Source organism: Ralstonia soli (genome assembly GCF_023955655.1).
Lineage (GTDB): Bacteria > Pseudomonadota > Gammaproteobacteria > Burkholderiales > Burkholderiaceae > Ralstonia > Ralstonia soli.
On record NZ_JAMXHT010000005.1, the window covers coordinates 574,759 to 601,275 of the forward strand.

General features: G+C 66.4%; 21 protein-coding genes. 16 read left to right on the plus strand and 5 right to left on the minus strand.

Annotation, left to right across the window (positions count from 1 at the left end; all coding sequences use genetic code 11):
* The 13 genes from cpaB (at position 1) to NG900_RS15795 (ending at position 16,034) form a co-directional block, all read left to right on the plus strand.
* On the plus strand, positions 1 to 942 hold the full coding sequence (gene cpaB / locus NG900_RS15735) for a Flp pilus assembly protein CpaB (RefSeq protein ID WP_252682041.1): 942 nt from the start codon (positions 1 to 3) through the stop codon (positions 940 to 942).
* Positions 935 to 2,293 carry a type II and III secretion system protein family protein gene (locus NG900_RS15740; RefSeq protein WP_252682043.1) on the plus strand — a complete coding sequence of 453 codons (1,359 nt, stop codon included), beginning with the start codon at positions 935 to 937 and terminating at the stop codon, positions 2,291 to 2,293. The genes cpaB and NG900_RS15740 overlap by 8 nt, the downstream gene beginning before the upstream one ends.
* 14 nt (positions 2,294 to 2,307) lie before the next feature.
* Positions 2,308 to 3,639, plus strand: coding sequence for a CpaE/TadZ family protein (locus NG900_RS15745; protein ID WP_252682045.1), 1,332 nt, complete (start codon positions 2,308 to 2,310; stop codon positions 3,637 to 3,639).
* Positions 3,636 to 5,012: a TadA family conjugal transfer-associated ATPase gene (locus NG900_RS15750; RefSeq protein ID WP_252682047.1), complete on the plus strand. Its 1,377-nt coding sequence runs from the start codon at positions 3,636 to 3,638 to the stop codon at positions 5,010 to 5,012. The genes NG900_RS15745 and NG900_RS15750 overlap by 4 nt, the downstream gene beginning before the upstream one ends.
* A complete protein-coding gene (locus NG900_RS15755; protein ID WP_252682049.1) occupies positions 5,005 to 5,931 on the plus strand; it encodes a type II secretion system F family protein in 927 nt (308 codons plus the stop codon). Before NG900_RS15750 ends, NG900_RS15755 begins: the two co-directional genes overlap by 8 nt.
* Before the next feature lie 9 nt (positions 5,932 to 5,940).
* Positions 5,941 to 6,921 carry a type II secretion system F family protein gene (locus tag NG900_RS15760; protein ID WP_252682050.1) on the plus strand — a complete coding sequence of 327 codons (981 nt, stop codon included), beginning with the start codon at positions 5,941 to 5,943 and terminating at the stop codon, positions 6,919 to 6,921.
* Between the two features lie 22 nt (positions 6,922 to 6,943).
* On the plus strand, positions 6,944 to 7,846 hold the full coding sequence (locus NG900_RS15765; protein WP_252682051.1) for a tetratricopeptide repeat protein: 903 nt from the start codon (positions 6,944 to 6,946) through the stop codon (positions 7,844 to 7,846).
* Positions 7,843 to 8,172 carry a DUF3613 domain-containing protein gene (locus tag NG900_RS15770; RefSeq protein WP_252682053.1) on the plus strand — a complete coding sequence of 110 codons (330 nt, stop codon included), beginning with the start codon at positions 7,843 to 7,845 and terminating at the stop codon, positions 8,170 to 8,172. The genes NG900_RS15765 and NG900_RS15770 overlap by 4 nt, the downstream gene beginning before the upstream one ends.
* Positions 8,173 to 8,181: 9 nt before the next feature.
* Positions 8,182 to 9,879, plus strand: a complete 1,698-nt coding sequence (locus tag NG900_RS15775; protein ID WP_252682055.1) for a TadG family pilus assembly protein — start codon at positions 8,182 to 8,184, stop codon at positions 9,877 to 9,879.
* Positions 9,880 to 9,894: 15 nt separating this feature from the next.
* Positions 9,895 to 11,313, plus strand: coding sequence for a sigma 54-interacting transcriptional regulator (locus NG900_RS15780; protein WP_252682057.1), 1,419 nt, complete (start codon positions 9,895 to 9,897; stop codon positions 11,311 to 11,313).
* A gap of 107 nt (positions 11,314 to 11,420) precedes the next feature.
* Positions 11,421 to 12,200: a DUF2968 domain-containing protein gene (locus tag NG900_RS15785; protein WP_252682063.1), complete on the plus strand. Its 780-nt coding sequence runs from the start codon at positions 11,421 to 11,423 to the stop codon at positions 12,198 to 12,200.
* Between the two features lie 148 nt (positions 12,201 to 12,348).
* Positions 12,349 to 15,588, plus strand: coding sequence for a bifunctional cytochrome P450/NADPH--P450 reductase (locus NG900_RS15790; RefSeq protein ID WP_252682065.1), 3,240 nt, complete (start codon positions 12,349 to 12,351; stop codon positions 15,586 to 15,588).
* Positions 15,589 to 15,746: 158 nt separating this feature from the next.
* Positions 15,747 to 16,034, plus strand: a complete 288-nt coding sequence (locus tag NG900_RS15795; protein WP_252682067.1) for a hypothetical protein — start codon at positions 15,747 to 15,749, stop codon at positions 16,032 to 16,034.
* Between the two features lie 58 nt (positions 16,035 to 16,092).
* On the opposite strand, the gene NG900_RS15800 is transcribed toward NG900_RS15795, so the two are convergent.
* The 3 genes from NG900_RS15800 to NG900_RS15810 all read right to left on the minus strand — a co-directional run bounded on the left by NG900_RS15800 (position 16,093) and on the right by NG900_RS15810 (position 18,918).
* On the minus strand, positions 16,093 to 17,247 hold the full coding sequence (locus NG900_RS15800; protein WP_252682069.1) for a Gfo/Idh/MocA family protein: 1,155 nt from the start codon (positions 17,245 to 17,247) through the stop codon (positions 16,093 to 16,095).
* A gap of 152 nt (positions 17,248 to 17,399) precedes the next feature.
* Positions 17,400 to 17,744, minus strand: coding sequence for an antibiotic biosynthesis monooxygenase family protein (locus NG900_RS15805; RefSeq protein ID WP_252682071.1), 345 nt, complete (start codon positions 17,742 to 17,744; stop codon positions 17,400 to 17,402).
* Positions 17,745 to 17,775: 31 nt separating this feature from the next.
* The gene (locus NG900_RS15810; RefSeq protein WP_252682073.1) at positions 17,776 to 18,918 is read right to left on the minus strand and encodes a cytochrome P450; all 1,143 of its coding nucleotides are present in this window, start codon (positions 18,916 to 18,918) and stop codon (positions 17,776 to 17,778) included.
* A 97-nt stretch (positions 18,919 to 19,015) separates the two neighbouring features.
* Between NG900_RS15810 and NG900_RS15815 the strand changes: the two genes are divergently transcribed.
* Entirely contained in the window at positions 19,016 to 19,738 is a 723-nt protein-coding gene (locus NG900_RS15815) for an ArsR/SmtB family transcription factor (protein ID WP_252682075.1), read from the plus strand.
* Positions 19,739 to 19,741: 3 nt separating this feature from the next.
* On the opposite strand, the gene NG900_RS15820 is transcribed toward NG900_RS15815, so the two are convergent.
* On the minus strand, positions 19,742 to 20,902 hold the full coding sequence (locus NG900_RS15820; RefSeq protein ID WP_252682077.1) for a PepSY-associated TM helix domain-containing protein: 1,161 nt from the start codon (positions 20,900 to 20,902) through the stop codon (positions 19,742 to 19,744).
* A 7-nt stretch (positions 20,903 to 20,909) separates the two neighbouring features.
* On the minus strand, positions 20,910 to 23,033 hold the full coding sequence (locus tag NG900_RS15825) for a TonB-dependent receptor (protein WP_252682080.1): 2,124 nt from the start codon (positions 23,031 to 23,033) through the stop codon (positions 20,910 to 20,912).
* 261 nt (positions 23,034 to 23,294) lie between these two features.
* On the opposite strand from NG900_RS15825, the gene NG900_RS15830 reads away from it, so the two are divergent.
* Both NG900_RS15830 and NG900_RS15835 read left to right on the plus strand, forming a co-directional pair.
* A complete protein-coding gene (locus NG900_RS15830; RefSeq protein ID WP_252682082.1) occupies positions 23,295 to 24,392 on the plus strand; it encodes an oxidoreductase in 1,098 nt (365 codons plus the stop codon).
* Positions 24,389 to 26,512, plus strand: coding sequence for a cation:proton antiporter (locus NG900_RS15835; RefSeq protein ID WP_252682084.1), 2,124 nt, complete (start codon positions 24,389 to 24,391; stop codon positions 26,510 to 26,512). Before NG900_RS15830 ends, NG900_RS15835 begins: the two co-directional genes overlap by 4 nt.
* The last annotated feature ends 5 nt before the right edge of the window (positions 26,513 to 26,517 follow it).

A 26,517-nucleotide genomic window follows, 5' to 3' on the forward strand; every position in this document is an offset into this window, starting at 1 on the left:
ATGACCAGCAAACACCTCCAGATGTTCGCCGCTGCGTTGCTGCTGCTTGCCGCCATCCTGGGTGCGATCGCTTGGCGCACCGCGCACAAGCCGGCTGCGCCTGTCGCGGTGCGTGAAAACGGCAAGACGCTGTATCCCGTGGTCGTGACGACCAAGGCGCTGGAAGCAGGCAAGCCGATCGGTGCCGATGCCGTGGCCGTCGAGATGTTGCCAATCAACCCGGACGATGGGTTTTCCGATGTGGGCAAGGTGCTTGGCCGCGAGCCGATCGTGGCGCTTGGCGTTGGCGTCCCCCTCATCGGCTCGCAACTGTCGTCGGGCCTGGCGCTGCAGGTTGTCCCCGGCCAGCGCGCTGTGGCTGTCATGGTGGACGAGGTGATTGGCGTGGGCAACCGGGTGCAGCCGGGCGACTACGTTGACGTTTTCCTGGTCATGCGCAAGGACGGCCAGGAGGTCGATGGCAGCCAGGCCAAATTGCTGTTGCCGCATCTGCGCGTGCTGGCTTTCGGCGCGGTGGCGGTGAGCGAGAGCCCGCAGAAGGCGCAGGACGGCGGCGTGTCACGCAAGGCGGAGCCGGCCCGCACAGCCGTGCTTTCGGTGCCGGTGGAGGCCGTCAGCCGGTTGGCGATGGCGCATCAATCGGGCCGCCTGCTGCTGGCGTTGCGCAACCCCGCCGACGAGGCCGAACCGACCGTCAAGCCACAGGACGCAGCCCTGCTAGCTACCGCCAACCGTAATCCGATGGATGTGGCGCAGGCGGGTGTGTCGCTCAGCAGCCTGACCGGCAATTCAGACGAACGGCGTCGCCCCGCGTCGCACACGCAACCGGTGCCTTTGCCTTTGCCCCTGCCCACAGCCGCACGCAGCGCCGGATACAGCAGCAACGCCGGCAGTGGTGTCGAGATCATCCGCGCAGGTAAACGTGAGGAGCAACATGACTGATGCCGCCGTGAATCGTGGCTGGGTGGGCGGTTGGATGGGCGCGTGTGCACTGGCGACCCTCGGATCTGCGGCCTTCGTATCGACGGCGTTTGCCGAAACGGCGCCGACCGGGCAGACACTGCATATGCTGACCGGTAGCCAGCGCGAGATCCGCTTGGGCAAGCCGCTCGAGCGGATCGCCATCGGCAACCCGGAGATTGCGGATGCACTGCTCCTGAAGGGGCGTGGCACCGCCAACAGCCTGCTGATCATCGCCAAGAAGCCGGGGGCGGCCAGCGTCATGGTGTGGGCGCAAGGCGGGACGGCCATCACCTACAACGTGCAGGTGGATGCCGGGGTGCCCATCCCTGGTGACCCGGCGGTCAACGTGCAAGGCGATACCGCAGTGGTATCCGGCCAGCCCAAGGATGTCTACGCTCTGGCGCGTGCGCGCCGTGCGGGCGGTGCTGCCACGGGCGCGGAAAAACCCAAGGGCGGCAACGTGGTCGACACCACGACCCTGGGGATACCGGGCACGGTACAGGTTGACGTGCGCGTGGTGGAGTTCAGCAAGACGGTGCTCAAGGAGGTCGGCTTCTCGTTGAATTCGGGCTTTACGTTTGGACGCACCACTGGCGGCATTTCCTCTGGCGGCACGGGCAATCCGGTGAGCGCAGCGTTCAGCCTCCTGGCCAACTGGAACCACAGCTGGGCGCACTGGAACCTGGGCGCCACGCTCGGCCTGATGCAGTCGAACGGTTTGGCGCGCGTGCTGGCGGAGCCCAGCCTTGTCGCGCTGTCAGGCCAGAGCGCCAACTTCCTGGCCGGGGGCGAGATCCCGATCCCCGTACCGCAGGCGTTGGGCACGACCACGATCGAGTACAAGCCGTTCGGGATCGGGCTGACGGTGTCGCCCACCATCCTGTCCGAAAACCGCATCGCCCTGAAAGTCGCCCCGGAGGCGAGCGATCTGGACTTCAGCCGCGGTATCACGCTCAACGGTGCAACCGTGCCGGCCATCGTCACGCGCCGCGCCGATACCACCGTCGAGTTGGGGGACGGTGAAAGCTTCATCATCGGCGGGCTGGTCAGCCGCTCCACACAGTCCAACCTCAGCAAGGTGCCCTTCCTGGGCGATCTGCCGATCATCGGGACGTTCTTCAAGCAGCTGAACTACAACCAGGACGAGCGAGAGCTGGTGATCATCGTCACGCCGCACCTGGTCAGGCCGATGGCGCGCAACGCGCCGATCGACAAGATGCTGCCGGGACAGGCCAACGGACGGGACCTCGATCGGCCGGATGCACCGGTGTGGCAACCATTTGCGCTGGGCGTTGCCGATCCGGCTGCCATGCCGGGCTTCTCGCGGTAAGGCGGAGGGCGGGCATGGACTACTTTCTTTTACACAGCAGCGGGCACGGCGATGCGCAGTCGGCCGCGGTACACCGCTGGCTGGCGGGTGCGATCCGTGAGCTGGGGGTGCTGGTGGCACAAGCCGCCGGCCACGATGCCTTCATCGAACAGATCGGCGCGGTGCACCCCGAGGTGGTGTTCGTGCACTTCGCATCGTCGCCCACGTTGATCGACGTGCCCGATCATGACCAAAAGCTGGGCGAGCACACCGACGCCATCGGCGAGGCCACGCAGTTGATCGCAGAGCTCTCGCGGCTGTTTCCCGGGTTGCCGCTGGTTGCGGTGGGCTCGGCCGGAGACGGCCGCGCGATGCTGGCTGCGCTGCGTGCCGGCGTGCAGGACTTCGTGGATGTGGACGGTGCTCCTGCCGAAGCCGTGCGCGTGGTGCGCCGCCTGCTGGCCGAGCGCGCCTCGACCGAGCCGACGCGCCGTGGCCGTGTGCTGGCCGTCCTGGGGGCGCGCCCGGGCGTGGGCGCCACCACGTTCGCCACGAACCTGGCGACGCTGGTGCGCCGCACGTCTGCCAGCGACGTCATGTTGCTGGATCTCGGTCAGCCGCTGCGCGATGGTGCGCTGTACATGAACGTGCAGGCCAACTTCCATTTTGTGGAAGCCGTGCGCAACCTGCGCCGCTTCGACCAGGTGTTCGTGCAGACCGCGCTGTCGCGCCACGCCAACGGGCTGGCGGTGCTGCCGTTGCCGATCTCGTTGGCGGAGATGCGCGACATTTCGTTCTCCGAGGCGCTGGGTCTGCTCAACCGGCTGCGGACCTTCTTCGATCTGCAGGTGGTGGACCTGGGCGGCTTCAGCAACATCGACTTCATTGCCCAGCTGGTCAAGGCCGCTGACGACGTGATGCTCGTGACGGAGCAAAGCGTGGGGGCCATCGTCTCGGCTGCCGAGCTGATGCAGGAACTGAAGAAGCGCGAGATCGACCGCGACCACCTGCACCTGGTTATCTCGAAGTTCGACACGCGCTTGTCGCTGGACGCAGCGCAGATTGCCGAACGGTTGGAGATTGCATCGGTCATGACGGTACCGAACCGCCGCCAGGCACTGGTGGTGGCCTCCAACCAGGGCGCGATGCTGGCGGAGACCCACCCGACCGAGCCCTACGTGCGCGCACTGGCGCAGATTGCTCAGACGCTGCGTTACGCCCAGCTTGGTGAGCGTGCCTCGGGTGTATCGACCTGGCTGGCGGATGCGCGTGCGCGCTTCGGTGGGCGATTCGCCGCACGCCTCAAACGTAAATCGGCAGACGCAGCCGAGCTTGACCTCGGTACTACCGAACGGAACGCGACATGACACAACCCATCGAGTTCTCCAACCAGGCGGATGCGGGCAGCAACGGTGCGTTCGCCGTCTCGCAGGCCTTCCACGACATCAAGGAAGCCGCGCACGAACACCTGCTCACGCGCATCGAAGAGCTGGGCGCCGAGTTTGGCCGCTGGTCGCGCACGGCCATCCAGCGCTTTGTCGATCTGGAGGTCGAAGGCTTTACGCGCATGCGCCGCATTCCCGTCAACGAAACGGAAGTGCGGCAGATTGCCGAGGCCCTGACCAAGGAGCTGGCCGGTTTCGGCCCGCTCGAAGATCTGCTGGGCGACCCGGCGGTGGAAGACATCCTGGTCAACGGGCATCTGGATGTGTATGTGTCGCGGCACGGCATGCTGGAGCGCATTCCGGTGCGCTTTTCCGACGGCAACCACCTGCTGCGCATTGTGCGCCGTATCCTCGCGCCGATCGGCCGCCGGCTGGATGAATCGAACCCGATGGTCGATGCGCGCCTGCCCGATGGCGGCCGCATCAACGTGGTCATTCCGCCGCTGGCCCTGGAAGGGCCGGTGGTGTCGATCCGCAAGTTCCGCAAGGACCCGCTCAAGCCCGAAGACCTGCTCAACCTCGGCACCATGAACGAGGAGATCGGTGCGCTGCTGCATGCGGCCGTGCAGGCGCGCTGCAACATCCTGGTGAGCGGCGGCACGAGCTCGGGCAAGACGTCGCTGCTCAATGCGATGGCGTATCACATTCCAATCACCGAGCGCGTCATCACCATTGAAGACACGGCCGAGCTGTCGCTCAACCATCCGCACGTGGTGCGCCTGGAGAGCCGCCCGGGCGGCTTCGAGGGCTCCGGCGTGGTCACCATCCGCGACCTGCTGCGCAACAGCCTGCGTATGCGGCCAGATCGCATCATCGTGGGCGAAGTGCGTGGCGGTGAGGTGCTCGAAATGCTGCAGGCCATGGGCACCGGCCATGATGGCTCGATGGGCACCATCCATGCGAGCAGCCCGCGCGAATGCCTGTACCGGCTGGAAATGCTGGCGGGTTTTGCGGGCTTCCAGGGCAGCGAAGTGAGCCTGCGCCGGCAGATCACCAACGCGATCGATTTCATCGTGCAGATCGGGCGGCTGTCCAACGGCAAGCGGCGCATCCTGTCGGTCACGGAAATCACCGGCATGGGCGACAACATCATCTCGACGCAGGAGCTGTATCGCTACGAGCCCTATATCGGGCCCGACGGCGAGGAGATGGATCGCTGGACGGCACTCGGCCTGCAACCGCATTCACCCAAGCTGGCACGCATGCGCAACGCCGGGTTGGAAGGCGGCATGGGTGGCGGTATGGGCGCAGGCATGGGTGGCGGATTCGGCGGCGGAGGCCGGTTCCATGTCTAGTGCAGCGCTCTGGCTCGGCTGCCTGGCGCTGCTGCTGCTCGGCGGCGCGCTGATGCTGTGGTCGGAGGCCGTGCGCCGCCGCGAGCGGGAGGCTTCGCGCTCGTTCGTGCGCGCGCAGACGGACCAGATCAACGCACGCTACCAGTCCAATGTAGAGGCCGTGCCCGCGAGCGCTCCTCACACCATCACCCGCGCGTGGAACGATGCGCTGCGTCGTGCGGACATCGAGCCCGGCCGCCGCTTCTATACGTGGGCGATTGCGCCCCTCGTGCTGATCGCGCTGCTGGCATGGGCAGTGTCGGGGTTGTTCCCGGCCGTGGTTGCGGTGGGGCTGTATGTGGTGGTCGGCGTCTTCCTGTTCTGGAACCGGACCCGCCGCATCAACGAGCGCCTGCTGCGGCAGCTACCTGGGTTCCTGGATGGCGTGGTGCGGCTGATGACCATCGGCAGCGCGGTGCCTGCAGCGTTCCAGGCAGCCAGCGCCAATACCGAACCGCCGCTGCGCAATTGCCTGTTGGCCACTGCGCAGATACAGCGCGCAGGCAAGGACTTGGACGCGGCGGTGCTGGCCGTCGGGCAGCAATACCGTGTGAACGAGCTGATCCTGGTGGCGTCCGTGCTCAGGTTGTCGCTGCGGTATGGCGGGCGGGCCGACATTGTGATGGAGCGCACCGCCGCCTTCATGCGGGATCGCCAGCAGGCCCAGAGTGAACTGCTGGCACTGTCGGCCGAGACCCGGCTGTCCGCATGGATTCTTGGGTTGTTGCCGGTGGTGGTGGGTGGGCTGATCATCATGTCCAACCCGAAGTACGTGATGTCGATGTGGCACGACCCGTTTGGCAAGACGCTGATGATGGCGGCGTTCGGGTTGGAGGTCATCGGCGCGCTGGCGTTGTCCAAGCTGGCGAAGTCGATCTAGGGAGCGCGCATGGAAGACGTATTGCTTCCCCTCAGCTTGACCGCTGCCGCCGCCGGTGTGCTGTTGTTCGGCGGTATTGCCGTGCGCGCCGTACTGATGCGTCGACGCAGCGTGCGCAAGCTTGATACGGCACTGTCCGACTTGCGCGCGACAGCGTCCGGCACATCGGTGGCCGCGGCGGTGCCGCCCGTCAAGCCGCGCGCGCACGGCCTGCGCGAGGCGCAGCAACTGCAGAAGCAGATCGCCAAGGTGGGCGAGCGCTGGATCGACACGTCGCTGGGCCAGCGCATCGTGACTGAAGATGATCGCAGGCTACTGGAAGAGTGCGGCTTCTACGGCGAGTATGTCCGTACGCTCTTTGGTGGCGTGCGCATGGTGCTGCCGCCCGCGCTGGCGCTGGTGGGCTTTCTGCTGGCACCTACCGTGGCCAAGGGATTGCTCTGGGCGTTCATGGGCTTTGCGCTCGGCTACCTCATACCCAAGTGGGCGCTGAAACAACGCGCACAAGACCGTCGTCGCCGCGTCGACGACGAGCTGCCGGCGATGGTCGACATGCTGCGGCTGCTGCAGGGCGTGGGTTTATCGATCGACCAAAGCCTGCAAGTCATCGCCGGCGAATTCGAGAGCATGCTGCCCGTGCTGGCTGGCGAGTTCGGCCGCGCGAACCAGCAGTTTGCATCGGGCCGGCCGCGCGAGCAGACGCTGTTGCGCATCTCGCTGTTGTTTGAAAACGAAGATTTGAAAGGTCTTATCACGCTGCTCACACAGGTCGACCGTTTTGGCGGCGCCGTGCAAGAGCCGTTGCGCCAGTTCGGGTTGCGCTTGCAGGAGAACCGCCGCGCACGCATGAAAGAGCGTATCGGCAAGCTGACCGTCAAGATGACCGTGGTGATGGTGCTCACGCTGTTGCCTGCACTGCTGATCATCACCGCAGGGCCCGGTTTCATGGGCGTGATGCGTGGCCTGAGAAATGTTGGAGCAGGGGGGTGAGGTGAGAACTATCCAGATCGTCATGCATGCAGGTGCCGCCTGTGCAGTGGCTGCGCTGTCGGTGTTGACCGGATGCGGTTCAATGGCCGGCTCCGATATGAGCCGGCGCGCCGAGGCCGATATCGAGATGGCCCGCCAGCGGCAGACCGAAGAGAAGGCCGAGATCGCCAGCCCGGCCACTTACGTGTCGCTGATCCGCAAGATGCAGGAGCAGGGGCTGTACTACGCATCGCTGGCGCATATCGATGCGTATGAGCAGCGCTATGGCCGCGCGCCTGAAGTTTTGCTGATGCGCGCCGACGCCTTGCGCGAGACCGACCAGCCCGCTGCAGCCGAAGCCGGTTACCGCGCAGTCATTGCCGCCACGTCTACCATGGGCGCGGGCACACAGGGTGCGTTGCTCAACGCGGGAGCATGGCGCGGCCTGGGGATCAACGCAGGGCGGCAGGGTAACTTCGCCGAAGCCTCGCGCTGTTTGCACGTAGCCGCGCAGGGCAACCCGACCGACGCCAACACCGCCAGCGATCTCGGCTATGCCCTGATGCGCGCCGGCGAGGTTGAACAAGCCCGGGTGCCGTTGATGCAGGCACAGCAAATGGCCGCGGCGAGCCCCAAGATTGCGGGCAACCTGGCGATCTGGCTCGCGGTGAATGATCGTAAGGCCGATGCCGACTCGCTGGCCGCGCAAGCGCAATTGTCCGCATCGGCCCGCAAGGCGGTCGACGAAGATGTCGCACGCGTGCGCAGCGCCTGGCGCGATCGCCGCCTCGCCCGCGAGACCGCGACGGCCGCACCACGAGCTGTCGCAGTGTCAACCGCAGCCGGTACATCGGTTGTGGCTGCGGCTGGCGCTACGAGTACTCCCGCCCGCCCGCTGGCGCTGCAGCGCGGCCGCCTGCTTGACACCCTGGAGGCTGCACAATGATCGATCGCATTCTGGTGGCTGCCAGCATGGCGGCATGGCTCGCATGCGGCCCAGCCGGGGCACAGGGTTTTTCGGGTGGCGAGCAGCAGAGCGCCGCGTCGACGCCGCCGAGCGTGGGCTCCAACGTCAACGATGCCACGCGCGCGCTGCTCAAGGCGCAGCGGGACGGAACCTATGCCGGCGAGCCGGCCCCCTTGCGTGGTGAAGAGGCGGCACTGGCGTATCAGCGCTATCTCGATACGTTCAGCAGGCCGATGCCCGGCATGACGCAAACGCAGTCCAGTGGGCGGTCTTCCGGCAACGCGCCGCAGTCTTCCGCCCGCTGAGCGCGCATCGTGAACTGCCCCGCGCCCCGCCTTCGTCATACGGCCGCCTTGCGCCGCCGCGCACGCGGTGCCGTCAGCGTGCTCACGGCAGTCTTTGCGGCGACGATCGGGTTGGCAGTGCTGATATCGGTGGACATCGGGAATCTGTTTTATTCGCAGCGCGCATTGCAGCGTACTGCGGATCTTGCTGCCGCGGCGGCAGTGCAGCGGCTCGATCTGGCTAGTGCCACACCGTCTCCTGCGCAGCTTTCGGTGCAGCAAAACGGGCTGACGGTCGATGGCACGAACGTCACGCTGGCGGTGGTGCCAGGCGTGTGGGATTTCAGCACCGGCACAGCCCCCACGTACTTCACTCCGCAAGCCGCCGTGGATGGCAACACCAATGCCGCGCAAGTAACCGTCACGCAGAACGTGCCGTATTTCTTCATGGTCGGAAGTCGGCAACTGCAGGCGACGGCAATTGCAAAGAACATACCGGTCCTGTCGTTTTCGCTTGGCTCGGGGCTGGTCGGGGTGAATGGCGGTGTGCTCAACCAACTGCTGGGTCCATTGCTCGGCAACTCGGGGCCGCTGAACCTGAGTCTGGTGTCGTATCAAGGATTGGCCAGCGCAAATATCACGGTCGGGCAGTTGATGGCTCAACTAGGCGTCGGCACGGTGCAGGAGCTGCTGAGCACACAGATTTCGGTGGGCCGGTTTTACACCGCTGTGCTTACAGCGGCAGGCCAGCAGAGCTTGATCACCGCCATGCCGCTCGGGGCAACGGTGTCAGGCACCACCATTTCGGTGGGCGATAACAGTTCCACGGGCGGCGCATCGGGTGTACTGGCCTTGCTTGCAGCAATCGGCAATGACCCAGCCGCAGTCAATGCCCAACTCAATGCGCTCGACTTGCTCACCACCGCAGCACAGATCGCGAACAGCAAGAATGCCGCGCAAATATCGGTTCCACTGAGTATTCCGGGGCTCACTTCAGTCACGCTCAACATGAGTATCATCCAGCCGCCTGTAATTGCCATCGGGCAGCCTGGCAAGAACGCGCAAGGTCAGTGGCGTACCCAAGCGCATACTGCACAAATCCGCTTGGGGCTGAATGTCAGTTTGGCAGGTGTGACGTTGGCAAACAGTGGCTTGCTGGGCGCGATTATAGGGCCCCTCAGTGTGCCGATTGGCGTGTCGGTTGCAGGCGCCAACGCGCATGCGGTTGACGCCTCCTGCACCATACCGCGGGCCAACGCATCCGCTGATCTCTCGGGTAGCATCTCGCCGCTATCCACCTGCATTGCCAACGGCGCGGATTCAATATCCGGGCCCCTGAGTTGCGGCTCGCCGGCTACGGTCGCCAGCGTGCTGGGGTTGGTCAACGTTACGCTCTACGAGCCGCTGTCGCCTACGGCGGCGGTGCCGTTCGGCAGTGATACGCCCTTTAGCGGATTGACGATGAGCGCGGGACAAACGCAGCGGGTAACGGCCACGGGCGGCATCTTTACCGCGCTATTGTCCAGTACCAACCTGCAAGTCGGGACGTCGTTGCTCGGGATCGGCGTCAGCTTGAATGTAGGTGCCATCACTTCAGCGCTTGGGACCATCGGCAACATTCTGGATTCGGTCTTGGCTCCCGCACTCGAAGCCCTCGGCATCCAAATCGGCTATGCCGACATCAAACTCCTTTCGCTCGACTGCGACGCCGTCGAGCTGGTCTACTGACATGGAAGCGACGACATGAAAACCGATCGCTGGGCGTACGAAGCGCTTGAAATATTCGTCTGGGAAGGCCGCCACGACATTGCCGACCGCGTGGCGCGGTTCATGGCGCCGTTCGGGGCGGAGGTGATCCGCGCGGGCGGCATCGACTTCCAGCCGGCCGAACCGCGCCTGAAGCCGGCGGTGGCTGTCATCAGTGCATCGGTGGTGGAAAGCGGCGGCTTTACGGTGCTCGACTGGCAGGCCGCGCAGGGCATGCCCGTGATCTGGGTGGCGGCCGATACGCAGCACGATTCGAGCCGTTTCCCGCCCGAGTACACGCACGTGCTGGGCCCCGACTTTGGCGCCACCGAACTGCGTGCGCAGATCTCCAAGGTCTTGCCCGCGATGTCGTCGGCGCAAGACCAAGCGCACGACCAGAGCGACCTCGTGGCCGCCTCGCCCGCCATGCAGGGGCTGCTGGAGCACGTCGACACCTTTGCCGATTGCGACAGCAACGTCATGCTCTACGGCGAAACCGGCGCCGGCAAGGAGCGCATCGCCCGCCTGCTGCACGACAAGAACAGCGTCTACGGCAAGGGCCCCTTCGTGGCCGTGAACTGCGGGGCCATTCCTGACGGCTTGTTCGAGTCGCAGTTTTTCGGCCACGCCAAGGGGGCGTTCACTGGGGCCATGTACGCGCACCGGGGCTACTTTGAGCAGGCCAACGGCGGCACGCTTTTCCTCGATGAACTGGGCGATCTGCCGCTGTATCAGCAGGTCAAGCTGCTGCGCGTGCTGGAAGACAGCGAATGCACGCGGCTGGGTTCGACCGTGCCCGTCAAGCTGGATTTCCGCCTGGTGGCCGCCACCAACAAGAACCTGCGCGAGATGGTCGCCACGGGCAAGTTCCGGGCTGACTTGTACTTCCGCCTGGCCGTGATCGAGCTGCGCATTCCGAGCCTGGAGCAGCGCGGTGCGGAAGACAAGGTTGCGCTGCTGCTGTCGTTCATGCGGCATCTGCTGGGTGACAAGGCTTATGCAAGCATGCCGCCGGTGCCCGAGTGGGTGCGGGCGTCGGTGGGACGCGCCTACTTTGCGGGCAATGTGCGCGAGCTGCGCAACCTGGCCGAGCGCATCAGCATCACCCTGCGACAGTTCGGCCGCTGGGACGAGGCCCGCATCCTGCCGTTGTTTGCCGGGCTGCAACGCGATGCCTTCGAGCGGGAAAGTGGAAACGGCGGCAGCAGCGGCGGCGGCTATGGCGACCGCGGTAACGGAAGTGGCAACGGCAATGGCGAAGAAGAGCGCCGCCGCATCCTCGCTGCGCTGGACGCCAACAACTGGCGCCGTCAGGACACCGCCGCCACCCTGGGCATCAGCCGCAAGGTGCTGTGGGAAAAAATGCGCAAATACCAGATTGCCGACGGCGAAACCGAGTTGCGCGAAATGGAGTGACGTCATACAACACCCTACTGCGCCGGGGGACGCCCGGCATGCCACTCGGGCAGCGGATCGCGTATAGTTTTCGGCTGCAACACCTGCGCAGAATCCACAGGGTCGAGATGAGAACAACAAAACAGTCAGGGAAAGCGTCGCAACAGGCGTTTCAGAGGGGGTTGGCCATTGCGGCCGCAGTGGCAGTCATGGCCGGTACTGCCGCCTGCACATCGGCTGTGGCGCAGAGCCCGGCTGCACCGCCCACGGCCATCGCGCCGATTGGCGCCGTCGCTCCGGTGCCCGCATTGACCGCTACGGTCGGCCAGCCGGCCGCCGCTGCGCCTACCGCCAGCGCGCCCGCTGCTGCCCGCACCGAGCATCCGGCTTCGGGCGGCGCCGTCTCCGAACTGCAGCAGCGCATGCAGGCCCACGAGCTGTCTGAATTGCGCACCACCTACAACGGCGCCTACGGCGCCAGCCTGCTGTTCGCCCAGAACGATCTGACGTACTACGTGACGCTGTTCCAGCAGAAGGACCTCTGGCGCGTCATCAAGACCACCAACGAGGCCTTTGCCGAACGCCTGTACAACGACTTCGCCAAGCAGACGCGCACGATGGCCGATCTGGAGCTGCAGCGCATTCGCCTGGAAGCGCAGAAGGAGCGCTCCGAGCGCCAGATCGCAGCGCAGGAAGAAAAGCTGCGCGGCCTGAAGACGGATCTGGAGATCCAGCGCCAGCAGCAAGCCCAGGCGCAGGAGCGTCAGAAGGTTGCCCGCTCCGAAGCCGATACGCTGGATGCCGAACGCCGTGCCGCCCGCGCACGCGTGGACGAGCTGCAGCGCCAGATCCGCGCACTGGAAGCGCAGGTCAACGCACCGTTCGCGCCGTCGCAGCGTCGTCGCTGACCGGCACACTGCATCACCCCAGATCGGGCGGCCCATGGGTCGCCCGATGCACTTTTAGGGGCCGGCATTCAAACGCGGCGGCATTGTTTGATGCTGGGCGGGGCGGCGCGTACATTGGCGGACAACCCATTTTCGCAGTCGACCGCGCATGCGCTCCGCCTCCGAGTTGCCCGCCAATGCCTCCCCCGCAGCGGCGGAACCCATCCCGCAGCCCAAGGGCCTGCCGTGGCTGGGCAACCTGCTTCAACTGCCCAAAGACCGCCTGGCCCAGACCCTGCTGGAAACCAGCCGGCAGTTTCCACAAGGTCTCTACCAGCTCGACTTTGCCGGCCGCCGTGTGCCGTTCGTCTATGCCGCCGATCTGGTGGCCGAGCTGAGCGACGAAACGCGGTTTCGCAAGCTGATCGGTCCGCCGCTGTCGTTCCTGCGGGCAGGCGCGGGCGATGGGCTCTTCACCGCCCACCAGGACGAGCCCAACTGGGGCAAGGCGCACCGCATCCTGCTGCCAGCCTTCAGCCAACGCGCCATGAAGGGCTACTTCGACGTGATGCTTGAAGTGGCCAATGCACTGGCCGACAAGTGGGCGCGCCAGGGCCCCGATGCCGACATCTCCGTGGCCGACGACATGACGCGGCTCACGCTCGACACCATCTCGCTGGCCGGGTTCGGATACCGCTTCGATTCGTTCAACACGCCCGAGCTGCATCCGTTCCTGGCGGCCATGGTGGGCGTGCTGTCCGAAGCCATGGGCAAGCTCACGCGCCTGCCGCTCAAAGACCGCTTCATGCGCGAGCACCATCGCCGCTTCGCGCAGGACGTGGCCGCCATGCATCAACTCGTGGACGAGGTCATCCGCACGCGCCGCCACGCGCAGGACGGCGGCATCGGGGCGAGCGATCTGCTGGGCCTGATGCTCAACGCGCGCGATCCGGTGTCGGACGAGCCGCTGGACGACACCAACATCCGCTTCCAGGTCATCACCTTTCTGATTGCCGGGCATGAAACCACCAGCGGCCTGCTGACCTTCGCGCTCTACATGCTGCTGAGGCATCCGGCCGTGCTGGCGCAGGCGTACGCGGAAGTTGACCGCGTATTGCCGGGCGATACGGTGCCGCAATACGCGCACCTCGCGCAGCTCGACGTGATCGAGCGGGTGCTGAAGGAAACGCTGCGCCTGTGGCCGACCGCGCCGAGCTTTGGCGTGGCGCCATATGAGGACACGCGCATCGGCGGCCGCTACGCTCTCGCCAAGGACCAGCGCGTGGTGACCGTGCTGATGGCGTTGCACCGCGACCCTGCCGTGTGGGACCGCCCCGAGGTGTTCGACATCGACCGCTTCCTGCCAGAGAACGAAGCCCGCATCCACCCCCACGCCTACAAGCCCTTCGGCAACGGTGAACGCGCCTGCATCGGCCGCCAGTTCGCGCTGACGGAAGCCAAGCTGGCGCTGGCGGTGATCCTGCAGCGCTTTGCGCTGTCCGACCCGTACGACTACGGCTTCCACATCAAGGAAACGCTCACGCTCAAGCCCGACGGTTTTTGCTTGCGTGCGCGGCCCCGCCATGCGCGCGAGCGGCTGTCGGTGGCGATGCCGCTGCAAACCGATTCGGCCACGCAAGCCGATACCGAAACCACGCTCGCCGGCGGCGGTGAACCCATGCACGTGCTGTACGGCGGCAGCTTGGGCACCTGCCAGGACATCGCCGAGCAGCTTGCCGCCACCGCATCGCGCGCGGGCTTCGACGCCAAGGTGGCACCGCTTGACACCATTGCCGACGCGCTGCCGCAGCAGGGCACGCTGATCGTGGTGGCGGCCACCTACAACGGCCGCGCGCCGGACAGCGCTCGAACGTTGGAGGCGCGGCTGGATGCGGCCGACGCGCTCACGCAGCAGGCGAAAGCGTTGCGCTATGCGGTGCTCGGCTGCGGCAATTCACAGTGGCCGGCGTTCCAGGCGTTTCCCAAGCGGGTGGAAGCGATGCTCGCGGCGTGCGGCGCGCAAGCCATCGTGCCGCGGGGTGAGGCCGACGGCAACGCCGGCTTTGACGCCGCCGTCGACGCCTGGACGCGCAGCCTGTGGAACGCGCTCGGCGCCCGCCAGACGGCAGCCGACGGCCCGTCCGTCCACGTCGACTATCTCGCCCCCGATGCCGTGCGCGCTGCTACGCTGCCACCCACCGCCCGCGCGATGACGGTGCTCGGCAACGAAGAGCTCGTCAGCGATCCGGCTGGCCTGTGGGACTTCGCAAACGAGGCCCCGCGCGGCCCGACACGTCACCTGACGGTGCGCTTACCAGATGGCCTGACGTACGCCACCGGCGATCACCTCGCCGTCTACCCGCGCAATGCGGATGACCGCGTCGACGCCGCCATCGCGCGGCTTGCGCTGGAGGGCGATGCGCTCGTCACGCTCAGCGCGCGCCATGCGCATGTCCGGCACCTTCCGCTCGGGCAGCCGGTGTCGGTGCGACAGTTGCTGCGTGACTTTGTGGAGCTGCAGGACACTGCCACCGTGCATGACATCGCCGCGCTGCATGCGGCCACGCGGTGCCCGTTCACGCGCGGCCAGCTTGCTGTGTGGCTGGATGGCCCTGACGCCACCCAGCGCTTCGATCAAGACATCGAGGCCGCGCATGTGAGCGTGCTCGATCTGCTGATCCGATTCCCGGCCATTGAGCTGACGCTGGAGGCCTTCCTCGCCCGGCTTGGGGCGATGCGGCCGCGGTTCTACTCCATTGCCTCGTCGGCACGGGTGGCGCCCGGCGTGGCTGCGTTGACGGTGGGCACCGTGTCGGGGCCCGCATGGTCGGGGATCGGTACGTATCGCGGCACGGCATCGAATTACTTGATGCAGTTGCCGGCCGGCGCGGAGATCGCCGCCGCCGTCCGCACGCCTAATCCACCGTTCGCGCCCGATGCCGATGCCAGCAAGCCGATGGTGCTGATTGGCGCGGGCACGGGCATTGCGCCGTTCCGTGGCTTTCTGGAGGAGCGCGCCGCGCAGCAGGCAGTTGGGGAAACCGTGGCAACTTCGTTGCTGTGCTTCGGCTGTCGCCACCCCGAACACGATTTCCTGTACGGCAGCACCCTGCGCGCGTGGGAAGCGGCTGGCATTGTCAGCGTTTTCCCGGCGTATTCGTGCGTGCCGGGCCATCCGCACCGCTTCGTGCAGCACGCTTTATGGGACGCGCGCGAGTCGGTCTGGGCGGCCTTTGACGCAGGCGCCACGCTGTATGTGTGCGGCGATGGCCGCGCCATGGCGCCCGCCGTGCGCGACACGCTCATCCGCATGTACCAGGTGCGCCACGGTTGCGATCTGGCCGCCGCGTCGGATTGGCTGACCGCACAGATGCAATCGGGCCGCTACCGGCAAGACGTATTCAACTGACGGGGCAAACGCTGTTGCGTCGCCGCATCGCCAAGCCAGCCCTGGGCGGGACGGCCGCGACGCATGTTACGATTCGCCCCTTCGGAGCACCGCGCTTTTGGCTTGGCGACGCACTGTCTGACGCGTCCGGCGCAGCGGCTCCGCGAGGAGAAATGACAATGCGACGCCGAATCAAAGCGTCCTGGATGGCGATCTTGGTCATCACCCTGTTGGGTATCGGTTACTTGTGGATGTACCGGTTCGAGCCGCTGCTCTCCGGCGAAGCGGGCAGCGATGTGTTCGTGTGGGACCGCTGGACCCACCGTGTCTGCGCGCTGACCGACAACGGCGAAGCGACAGAACTGCGCTGTGACAACGCCATGGAAACCGACGGCTCTGGCAACACCAACTCCGACGTCTCCACGCGCTTGCGCATGCGCGACGCCGCGCAGCGCATCAAGCTGTAACTCCCACGCCCGCCGTTCGTTGCGGGCGTTTTCTTTTTCCGGGTTCGTCCTTTTTGCGCTAGCCCTTGCTTGGTTCGGCCGCGTCCACCAGATCGGGCGATGGAACCGGCGGCAGCTTGCGCACCTGCGCGGGTTCCATGCGGGCGTGGCGTCGGAAGGGGCCGAGGTTCTGCGGTTGCCCGGACTCCAGCGCGCGCTCGATGGCCGCCAGTACGCGCACGTCGGCTAAGCCTTCCTCGCCGTTGGGCTCCGGCTCCCGGTTGTTGAGGATGCAGTCGGAGAAGTACTGCAGCTCCCCGCCAAACTGGTCGGTGGCGTCGAATGCCCGTTCCTGCGTTTTACCGTCGAGCGTGAGGTGGTGCCGCAAGCCCACGCCGAACGTGAACCCCGGCGAGACCTCCAGATCGCCCTTGGTGCCCAGGACGCGGTACTGGTCTACGTTCGCGCCGCTGTAGCTGACCACGAACTGCGCGACGCGGTGGTCGGCAAACCGCAGCGTCACGCTCACGGTGTCGTCAAAGTTGAAGGGCAGGTCGGGGTCGCGCACGCCGCAGGCCGACACTTCCACCGGCTCTTCCCCAAAGAGGTTGCGCACCGCGTTGATGGGGTACACGCCCATGTCCGACACCGGCCCCGCCCAATAGCCATGGCTCGCGCGATGGTTGGAGGGCGCGACCGACTGGCTGAACATCGCCGAGAACGCGCGAATGCGCCCCAGCTTGCCCGCCCGCACGAACTCGATGGCGGCCAGCGTGGCCGGCTCGAAATGCAGCCTGTAAGCGATCATCAGTTTGGCATTGCCGTTGCGCGCGGCTTCGATCATCGCTTCGCAATCGGCTTCGCTCGTGGCCATGGGTTTTTCGAGCAGGACGTGGATGCCGCGCTGCAGGGCCGGCAGGGCGTATTGCCGGTGCATGTCGTTGGGCAGTGCGAGGTAGATCGCGTCGATGTCACCGGAGGTGAGCAACTGGTCATAGTCGGCATAGCCGTGCACGTGCTCGATGCCGTAACGGCTGGCCAGCGCAGTGGCCTTGACCTCGTCGCCCGTCACCAGCGCGGTGGCGACCGAGTTGCCGCTTTGCGCCACGCCGGGCAGGAATGCAGCCTGGGAAATCCACCCGGCGCCGACCACGGCATAGCGCACCGGGCTCTTGACGGGGCGCACCGGTGCGACTTGCGGCTCACGTTCAGCCTCATGAAAAGCGGTAGACATGACAATTCCTTTGCAATCGTTGCGCACGGACAGCACACCATTGCCGTGGTGGGGCGTGTTCCGCCGTGCGGGTCTGACTGAGTAAGCAAAGGTGGTGCCCGACGGGGGCGAAAGGCGTCACATCGCGCCCAGGCAGATGTCGTGTCGTGCGCTCAGGCGTGCTCGGTGCGGCTGTCGGCGGGGGCTTCCTCGCGCTCGGTCATGCCGTAATCGCGCACCACGTGGGCGATGCGCAGGCGGTAGTCGGCAAATGCGTGTTCGCGGCCGACGTGCTGGGCGCTGCGGTGCTGTTCCAGGTTGCGCCACGCCTTGACGGCCTCTTCATCGCGAAAGAACGACAGCGAGAGCATCTTGTCCGGGTTGGTGAGGCTCTGAAAGCGCTCCACCGAGATGAAGCCGTCGACCTGCTCGAGCAGCGGCTTCAGGCGTGCGGCCAGGTTGAGGTAGGTATCGCGCTGGCCCGGCGCGGGTACGACTTCGAAGATGACGGCGATCATGGCGGGTCTCCTGTTGGGGGTGTTCGGAAAGTCAGGCGTGAAAGACGGGAATGCGCGCGTTGGGTGATGGGCGATAGGCCACCTCTCCAAGCCCGGCAAGCCACCGGTCGACCCCCGGCAGGCTCAGCAGGTGCCGCACGGTTTCGCGGGCGATGACGGTGGCCAGGGCATCGGCGGGGCAGCGGTGCACGCCTGCGCCGAACGTCCACAGACGCGGATTGGCGCGGTCGATGTCAAAGCGTAGTGGGTCGGGATTGGTTGTGCCATCGACGTTGGCGGCGGCCAGCAGCACCAGCACCTTGTCGCCCGCGCGCAGCGGCTGGCCGAGCAATTCGACATCGTGGACGACAAAGCGGCGCGTGTTCTGCACGGGGGCATCGCGGCGCAGGACTTCGCGCACGAAGGGCTCGATCGCTTGCGGTTGTGCGCGTAGGCGGTCGGGCAACCCGGTCTGCCGCGACAGCGCGACGATGCAGTTGCCGAGCAGGCCGGCGCAGGCGTCGTAGGTTTGTGCAAGCAGCGCGGCGAGGTTGCTGATCTCGGCCTCGTCGTCGCGGGTGGTCAGCGGCGAACGGGCAAAGCGCTGCTGCAGGCGTTCGACCGCGGCATCGGCCTGTGCGACGGCGGTGGCGTTGGCACCGGGCCCGAGCGCGGCCAGGTAGGCGGCGATGTCGGCCTGGCAGGCCGGTGCATCGGCGCGATCGCCCAGCAATGTTTGCGCAATCGTGGCGAGGGGCACGCGGAAGTGGGCATCGGTGCCCAGCGCGGCATCGAGGCTGGGTGCATCGGGCAGCGCCGCGTGGGCCTGCCGGTGCGCGCGGCCCGCCAAGGCAGACACGTCCAGCCGGCCCAGCGCCGCCATCACCGTGGCCTTGCGTGCGCTGTGGTCCGTCCCATCGATTTGGCGCACCAGGCGGCCGAAGAATGCGCCCGTGGGCGATGTGGCAATGGCCTTGGGGATGGGCTCGTCGGCCGGGCGCACGTGGCAAGCGGCGCTGCCGAGCACGGTATCCACCGCATCGGCGCCGGCGGCGACCCACCAGCCGAGCGCGGCATCGAAAAAGAACGGGCGCGTGGCGGCAAGCTCGGCGTAATACGGCGCGGGGTCGGCATGCACGACGGCTTGCAGCGCGTCGGCGGGCGGCAAGGCGGCAAGAGCGGGAGCGATGTCCATGGCGGCAATCAACGCGGTGCGCGGGAGTAAGATGGCCCCCATTGTCTGGACCGGCCGCCCGCCTGTCACGCGCCAACAGTTTGGTCTCCATCGAACCATGACCGTATCCTCCGCAGCCACCGAATCGACAACCCAGCCGGACATCGGCCGAGTGGCCGCCACCATCGGTGATCCGACGCGCATCCGCATGCTGCTGCTGTTGATGGAAGGCCGCTCACTCACCGCCAAGGAGCTGGCCTACGGTGCTGGTGTGGAGCCCGCCACGGCCAGCGCGCACCTGCGCCGCCTGGAGGCCGATGCGCTCATCACGTCGCTCTCCAGCGGGCGCTACAAGTACTTCGGGCTGCGCTCTCCGGCGGTGGCGGAGATGATCGAATCGCTGATGGTGGTCGCGCCCGAAAAGCCGGCCGACCCGCGCCGCTCCACCGTGCCCGAGAACCTGCGTGCGGCGCGCCTGTGCTACGACCATCTGGCCGGGCAGTTGGGGACGGAGGTGTCGTCCGCACTACTGGAGCGCGGCTGGCTGACACTGCTCGATGAAACGCACGCCGCCTATGACGTCACGCCCGATGGGGAGCGCGCCTTTGCAGCAATCGGTGTCGACGTGAATGCGCTTCAGAAAAGCAGCCGGGGCCGCCGCCGCTTTGCGTACGGGTGCATGGATTGGAGCGAGCGCCGCCCGCATCTGGCGGGCGCGCTGGGCGCTGCCGTGGCCGAGCGCTGCATCGCGCTGGGGTGGCTGGCGCGGCAGAAGCACTCGCGTGCGCTGGCCGTGACGGAGGCCGGGCACGATGCATTGCGCGCCTGGCTGGCGCGCTGACCGTCAACCGGCTCGCGCCGGTACGCCTTGCCGGTGCCGTTGTGGTTGTGCGCGCCGGCGGCGGTCTAGATACAACCACCAGCCCGTAGCCGCAAACACGGGCAGCATCAACGCCCCGATCAACACCAGCACCACGCCAAGCGGCCCGAAATAGCGCCCGTTGTGCAACGGCAGCATGCCGGCCAGCAGACGTTGCATCGGCGGTTTGTCGGCAAAGTGTTCGTTACGCGCGACGGCGCCGGTGGCGGCATCGAGGGTCACCCGATTGAATGCACGGTCGTGCGGCGCATCGGCGGGCAACCAGTTGATGTCGACCTTGCCGTTGCGTGCATCGTCAATGCGCAGCGTCGCGGTGCCATAGGCGGGGGCGCTGGTGATGAAGCTGTTCCACACGCGTGCGAGCGCGGCGTCGTCCAGCGGCTTGCTCGGGCCTTCGATCGGTTTCGTCTTGGCGATGACGGGCATGCCGGCCATGCGCTGCAGGCCTTCGCGATACCAGTCGTACGCCCAGTACAGCCCACTGAAGGCGGCCAGCACGTACAGCGGCAGCACCAGCGTGCCGATGACAGTGTGCACATCCCACCAGCGGATACGCCCGGCGCGGCCCCAGCGGATGACGAGCCAGCTCCGCCAGCTCCGCCAGTTCCAACAGTTCGCCATGCGGCGCGGCCAGCGCAGGTAGAGGCCCGACAATGCCATCACCACCAGTGCAACCGTGCAGGCGCCAACCATCTGCTTGCCGATCTCATTGGCGAGCAGCGTGCGGTGCAGCAGCTTGACGGTGGCAAAGAAGCGTTGGCCGCGTGCCTCTGGCAACAGCGTGCCGGTGGCGGGGTCGATATAGCGCAGTTCACCCCGGCTGCTGCCGCCGCGTTTGCCGGGCGGCCAGGCATACCAGACGCGCCACGGCTCGGTGGGGGCGGATGCGGCAGTGATGAAGGTGACGGGGCGCTCCGGCACAGCCGCGCGTGCTTGCGCGGCCACCTGCGGCAGGGTTGGTGCAGGGCCGGTACGTGCAGGCAGGCTGAGCACGCCGGGGTTGAGCCACCGCAGCAGTTCTTCGTCATACGCCATGAGCGCGCCGGTGGCGCCAACGACGGCCAGCACCACGCTGGCTGACAACCCGATCAGCCAGTGCAGGCGGAAGAGCACCCGTCGCAGCATCGCGGTCTTACATCTTGTAGCGCACGCCCAGCAGCGCCATGCGGGGGGCGCCCGGCATGTTGTAGTTCTCGGCGCCGCCATGGGCCGACACGTAGTACGCGCGGTTGAACAGGTTCTGCAGGTTCAGCGTCACGTCCACATGCTTGCTGCGGTAACCGGCGCCCAGGTCGACCGTCATGTAGCCGGGCAGCGTCGTCACGTTGTACTGCGACGCGTAGCGTGCCGCCTCCGCACGCACGCCGCCAGCCACGTAGAAGCCGTTCGGCAGATCGTGCTTGAGCCACAGCGAGCCGCTATGCCGCGGCGTGAGCGACGGCTGATTGCCATTGACGGCCACACCACCGCTCTTGTCGTTCGGGTTCTCCAGGCGACCATTCAGGTAGGCATAGCTCGCCACCAGCGACCACGTCTTGACGATCTCGCCCGTGAACGACAGCTCCAGCCCGCGCGTGCGCTGCGTGCCGATGGGCACGCCCAGCAGCGTGACCGGGTCGGCCGCTGTCAGGTTGGTCTGCTTCATGTCGAACAGCGATGCCGTGACGCTGGCACCGGCCGAGAGGTCGTATTTGGCGCCGATCTCGTAGTTGGTGGTCTGCTGCGGGGCCAGCGCGCCGCTGTTCGGGAAGAACGTGAAGCTATCCGCCAGCGGCTGGAACGAGCGGCTGTACGACGCGTACAGCGAGAGCGACTCAATCGGGTGATACACCACGCCCAGGCGCGGGCTGACCGGCTTGTCGGTGCGCGACAGGTCGACATTGCGCGAGGTCAGGTCGTCGCGGCTCTGCTTGAGGATTTCGTAGCGCAGGCCGGCCAGCACCGTCCATTGCGGCGAGAACTTGATCAGGTCCTGCACATACGCGGCGTAGGTCTCGTTGTGCGAGAGGCCGTAGTTGGTCGGCACCGCGTTGGCGGGCACGGTCGGCAGCACCTGCAGCGTCGGGTTGAACAGGTTGTAGGTCGTGCTGCCGGGGGCGCCGGCCACGCGGTCGCTCTTGTCCTGATAGCCCAGTTCGATGCCGTACAGCAGCGTGTGCTGGATGCCCCAGGTCTCGGCCTTCTGCGTCAGTTCGTTCTGCCACACGGTGCCGCGGTCGCTGCGGTTGCGCTGGTTGACGGCCAGCGTGACCGTCGGGATCGGGCCATCGGTGACGCGGCTGACCGTCGTGTAGTTATTGCGACCGAGCGAGTACTCGTAGTTGCGCACCACGCTGTGGAACGACCACTTGTCATTGAGGCGGTGGTCGAGCGTGCCGGTCACGCTCTTGACGGTGGTGTCGATGTTGCCGGCACCTGCATCGGCTGAACCGTAACGCGTGCCGATGGGCACATCCACCGGCCGGCCGTGGTACGACGGCACGCCCTGGTCGGCAATGCGCTTGTCGTGCAGATAGTCAAACTGCACCGTCAGCTTGGTATCGGGCGACAGGTTGAACAGGAACGAGGGCGAGATCGCCTGGCGGCGCAGGAAGTAGTCGTTGCGAAAGCCCCCCGAATCTTCCACCGCGCCGGTGATGCGCGCGCGGATGGCGTCGTCGTTGATGGAGGTGTTCAGGTCGAACTCGGCGCGCTTCTGGCGCTCGGTGCCGACCAGCACGCCCACCTCGGCCAGCGGCGTGGCCAGCGGCTTCTTGGTGACGCGGTTGATGATGCCGCCCGACGAGCCGCGCCCGTAGAGCACGGCGGCGGGGCCCTTGAGCACTTCGATGCGGTCGACGTTCGACAGGTCGCGGAAGTAGAGCGCGTCATCGCGCAGGCCGTCGACGTACTGGTCGTTGATCGCCGAGAAACCTCGGATGGTGACCTGATCGCGCTGCGCATCGCCAAGCGACGCCGATACGCCAGGCACGTTGCGCAACGTATCGTTGATCGACAGCGCGCCCTGGTCCTGGATGACCGCGCGCGGCACGACATTCATCGATTGCGGAATCTCGCGCAGCGGCACGGGGATCTTTGTGGCCGTGTTGGCGATGGGAGTGTCGTAGCTTGTGCTGCTGTGCGTGCCCTTGACGGTGGCGGTCGGCAGCGTGCCGGCATCCGCCGCTGCAACGGTGGTGTCGGCCGCCGTTGCCACCTGTGCAAACGGCAGCGTTCCAAGGACAGCTAGAGACAGGCACAAACGTTTCGGCGGCATTGCAGTTCCCGTAAAGTGAAAAGGCCCGCGCACGCGGGGCAGGGCGCCGTTCCCCCTCGTGGCCGGCGCGCCTCCAATATGTGAAGGCGCGAATAATAATGAGAATAATTCCTATTAACAAGAAGGTTAAGCTGTGCTTTTAACGATGGGCAACGTTTGCTGATCTCATGCACGGCAACTTTCCGTGGCACGTATCAAGTTTTTCGGCACCAAGTTGCGTGACTGGCGTCTTATTCGTTTGCTTTCTGCCATTTTTTCGACATGTCGCCTTCATCACACCAACCCCCGCTGAACGTCGCCCTGGTGGGCTATGGCTACGCCGGCAAGCTCTTTCACGCGGCCCTGATCGATGCCACGCCGGGCCTGCGCTTGCAGGTGATCGGCTCCAACCGGCCGGATGCCGTGCATGCGGATCGGCCCGATGCCGTGGTCTGCGCGCCAGACGCCGCGGCGACCCACGCGGATGTCGATCTTGTGGTGATTGCCGCACCCAACGACCGCCACGCACCGCTGGCCGAGGCTGCGCTGCGTGCTGGCAAGCACGTGGTGGTGGACAAGCCGTTTACCGTCACGCTGGCGCAGGCGCGACATCTGGCACGCGTGGCGAGAGAGCGCGGCCGACTGCTGTCGGTCTTCCAGAACCGCCGTTGGGACAGCGATTTCCTGGGCGTGCAAGCCACGCTTGCCAGCGGCGCAATCGGCGATGCGATGCACGTCGAGGCGCATTTCGATCGTTACCGCCCGCAGGTGCGCGCACGCTGGCGCGAGCAGGCGGGGCAGGGCACCGGCATCTGGTTTGATCTCGGCCCGCATCTGGTCGATCAGGCATTGCAACTGCTCGGACTGCCCGATGCGGTGAGCGCGTCGTTCGCGCGTCAGCGCCCGGGTGCGGAAACGCCCGATTGGGCCCACGTCGTCCTGCAGGCCGGTGAGCGCCGCGCCATTCTCCACGCGAGCATGCTGGTGGCCGGCGGCGCGCCCCGCTGGGTCCTGCATGGCACGCTGGGCTCGTTCATCAAGCACCGCATGGATCAGCAGGAAGCCCAACTGCTGGCCGGCATGAAGCCCGGCGCGCAGGGCTGGGGCGTTGACGACGATGTCGGTTGCCTGATCGACGGTGCAACGTCCGCCGAAACCGAGGTGCCGACCCCCGCCGGCGACCAGCGCGCCTACTACGCAGCGGTGCGCGATGCCATCCTCGGCCAGCGTGCGAATCCTGTGCCGCCCGTGCAGGCATTGGCCGTGATGGCTGTGCTCGAAGCCGCCGTGGCCGCCGCCGAAACCGGCACCGCCGTCGTGCCGGACCTCACCGACGCCGAACGCGCCGATTGGCTGGCCGCACGGGAGTCCGCCTCGTGAACGGCGTCGTCATCCTGTTGCTGGTGGCGGGCGGCTTGCTCGCCGTGGTGGCGTTGGTGCAGATGCTGGCCTCCCGGCTGACGTTGCCCGAATCGACCTTGCTCGCACTGGCGGGTATCGGCATCGGTGGGGCATATGTGGGCCTGCAGAACTCCGCGCCTGCGTTTGCGGCAACGTTTTTTGCGCCGCTCATCAACCCGAGCTGGCCGGCCGAGGCGTATCTGTGGTTGTTTCTGCCGCCGCTGCTGTTTCAGGCGGCGCTGTCGGTAGACGTGCGGCGCATGGCGCCTGATGCCGCGCCCATCCTGATGCTGGCCGTTGTGGCGGTGGTGGTGGCGACAGGCGTGATCGGATTGGCTGCGGCTGCCGTCACGCCATTCGGCATCGTCACGTGCCTGTTGCTCGGCGCGATGATCGCCACGACCGATCCGTCGGCAGTGATTGCGGTGTTCCGCGACGTGGGGGCGCCGGCGCGGCTGATCCGGTTGGTGGAAGGCGAAGCGCTGCTGAACGACGCGGCGGCCATCGCCATCATGGGTGTGCTGCTCGCCATGCTGACGGGGCACGGGGCAGACGCCACCATCGGCGGTGGCCTGCGCGAACTCGCCAAGGCATTCGGCGGCGGTGTCGTGTTCGGGCTCATTGCGGGGCGCATCGCCGCGTTCCTGCTGCCGGCGCTGCGCGGCATCGCCCAGGCGGAGGCGGCCTGGACGCTCGCGCTGCCGTATCCGCTGTACCTCGTAGCCGAAAACGTGCTCGACGTGTCGGGCGTGGTGTCGGTGGTGTGCGCGGGGTTGGTGATCGGCGCGCTGGGGCGTACGCGCCTGACGCCGCGCAACTGGTCACACCTGCAGCTGATCTGGGAACAGATTGCCGCCCTCGCGGGCGCGGTGGTCTTTCTGCTGGCTGCAGTGCGTGTGCCGGAGCTATTGCACGGTGTGGTGTGGAAAGACGCGCTGTGGCTGGCGGTGATCGTGGTGGCGGCACTGGCGGCACGCCTGGCCGTACTGTTCGGTTTGCTGCCTGCGCTGGCATGGCTGAAGCTCTCCGCTCCGGTCAGCCATGCCTACAAGCTGGCGATTGCGTGGGGCGGCCTGCGCGGCGCCGTCACGCTGGTGCTGGCACTGGGCGTGGCCGAGAACGAGGCCGTGCACCTGGCCGATCGCCATTTCGTCACCATTCTCGCAACCGGCTTTGTGCTGGTGAGCGTGCTGTTCAACGGCGCGACGCTGCGCTGGGTGATGCACCAGTTGGGGCTGGATCAGCTCTCGTCGCAGGAACAGGTGCTGCAGGGGCAGGCGCTGAACCTGTCCACGGTGGAAGTGGAATCGACCATGCGCCGCATCGGCGGGCACTTCCACTTCACTGCCGGGGCGACGGACCAGGCCGCAGAGGCATACAAACGTGAGGTGGCGACCGGCGCGGCGGAGTTGAACCTGGAGGAAGCGCTCTCCGAACGGGAGCGCCTGACCATCGGCCTGGTCGCGCTGGCCACGCGTGAGCGGGAGTTGATTCCGGAATACGGCAATGGCCTCGTCTCGATCCGCAACCTCGACGCGATGATGCGCAACACCGCCGACATGATCGACGCGGCGCGTGCGGAAGGGCGCCTTGGCTACAAGCGGGCCTCGCGTCGCATCCTGGCCAAGCATGTTGGTTACCGCATCGCGTTCTGGCTGCACCGCATGCTGCATGTCGACCGGCCGTTGGCCAATGCACTGGCTGATCGCTTCGAGTTGCTGGTGTGCCGCCAGACCGTGCTGGAACGTCTGCGTGCATACAACCGCGCATCCCTGCAACCAGTGCTGGGCGAACGCATGGCTGATTTGCTCGACGGCGTGCTGATCACCCGCATCGAAGCCGCCGAAGAAGGGTTGGCCGAATTGCGCGAGAAGTTTGGCGACTACAGTGCCGCGCTGGAGAAGCGCCTGCTGTTGCTGTTCGCGCTCTATATCGGTCAGAGCAAGATCGACACGATGCTGGCCGAAACGGTGATCTCGAAAGAGGTCTACAAGCAGATCAGCGGCGTGATCCGACGCGCATGGACCGCCGCGTTGCCGCGGCCGCCGTTATCGACCGCGTTGCGTGCGCCGGTCGTGCAAACCAACGCGCCGCAATAAGGCCC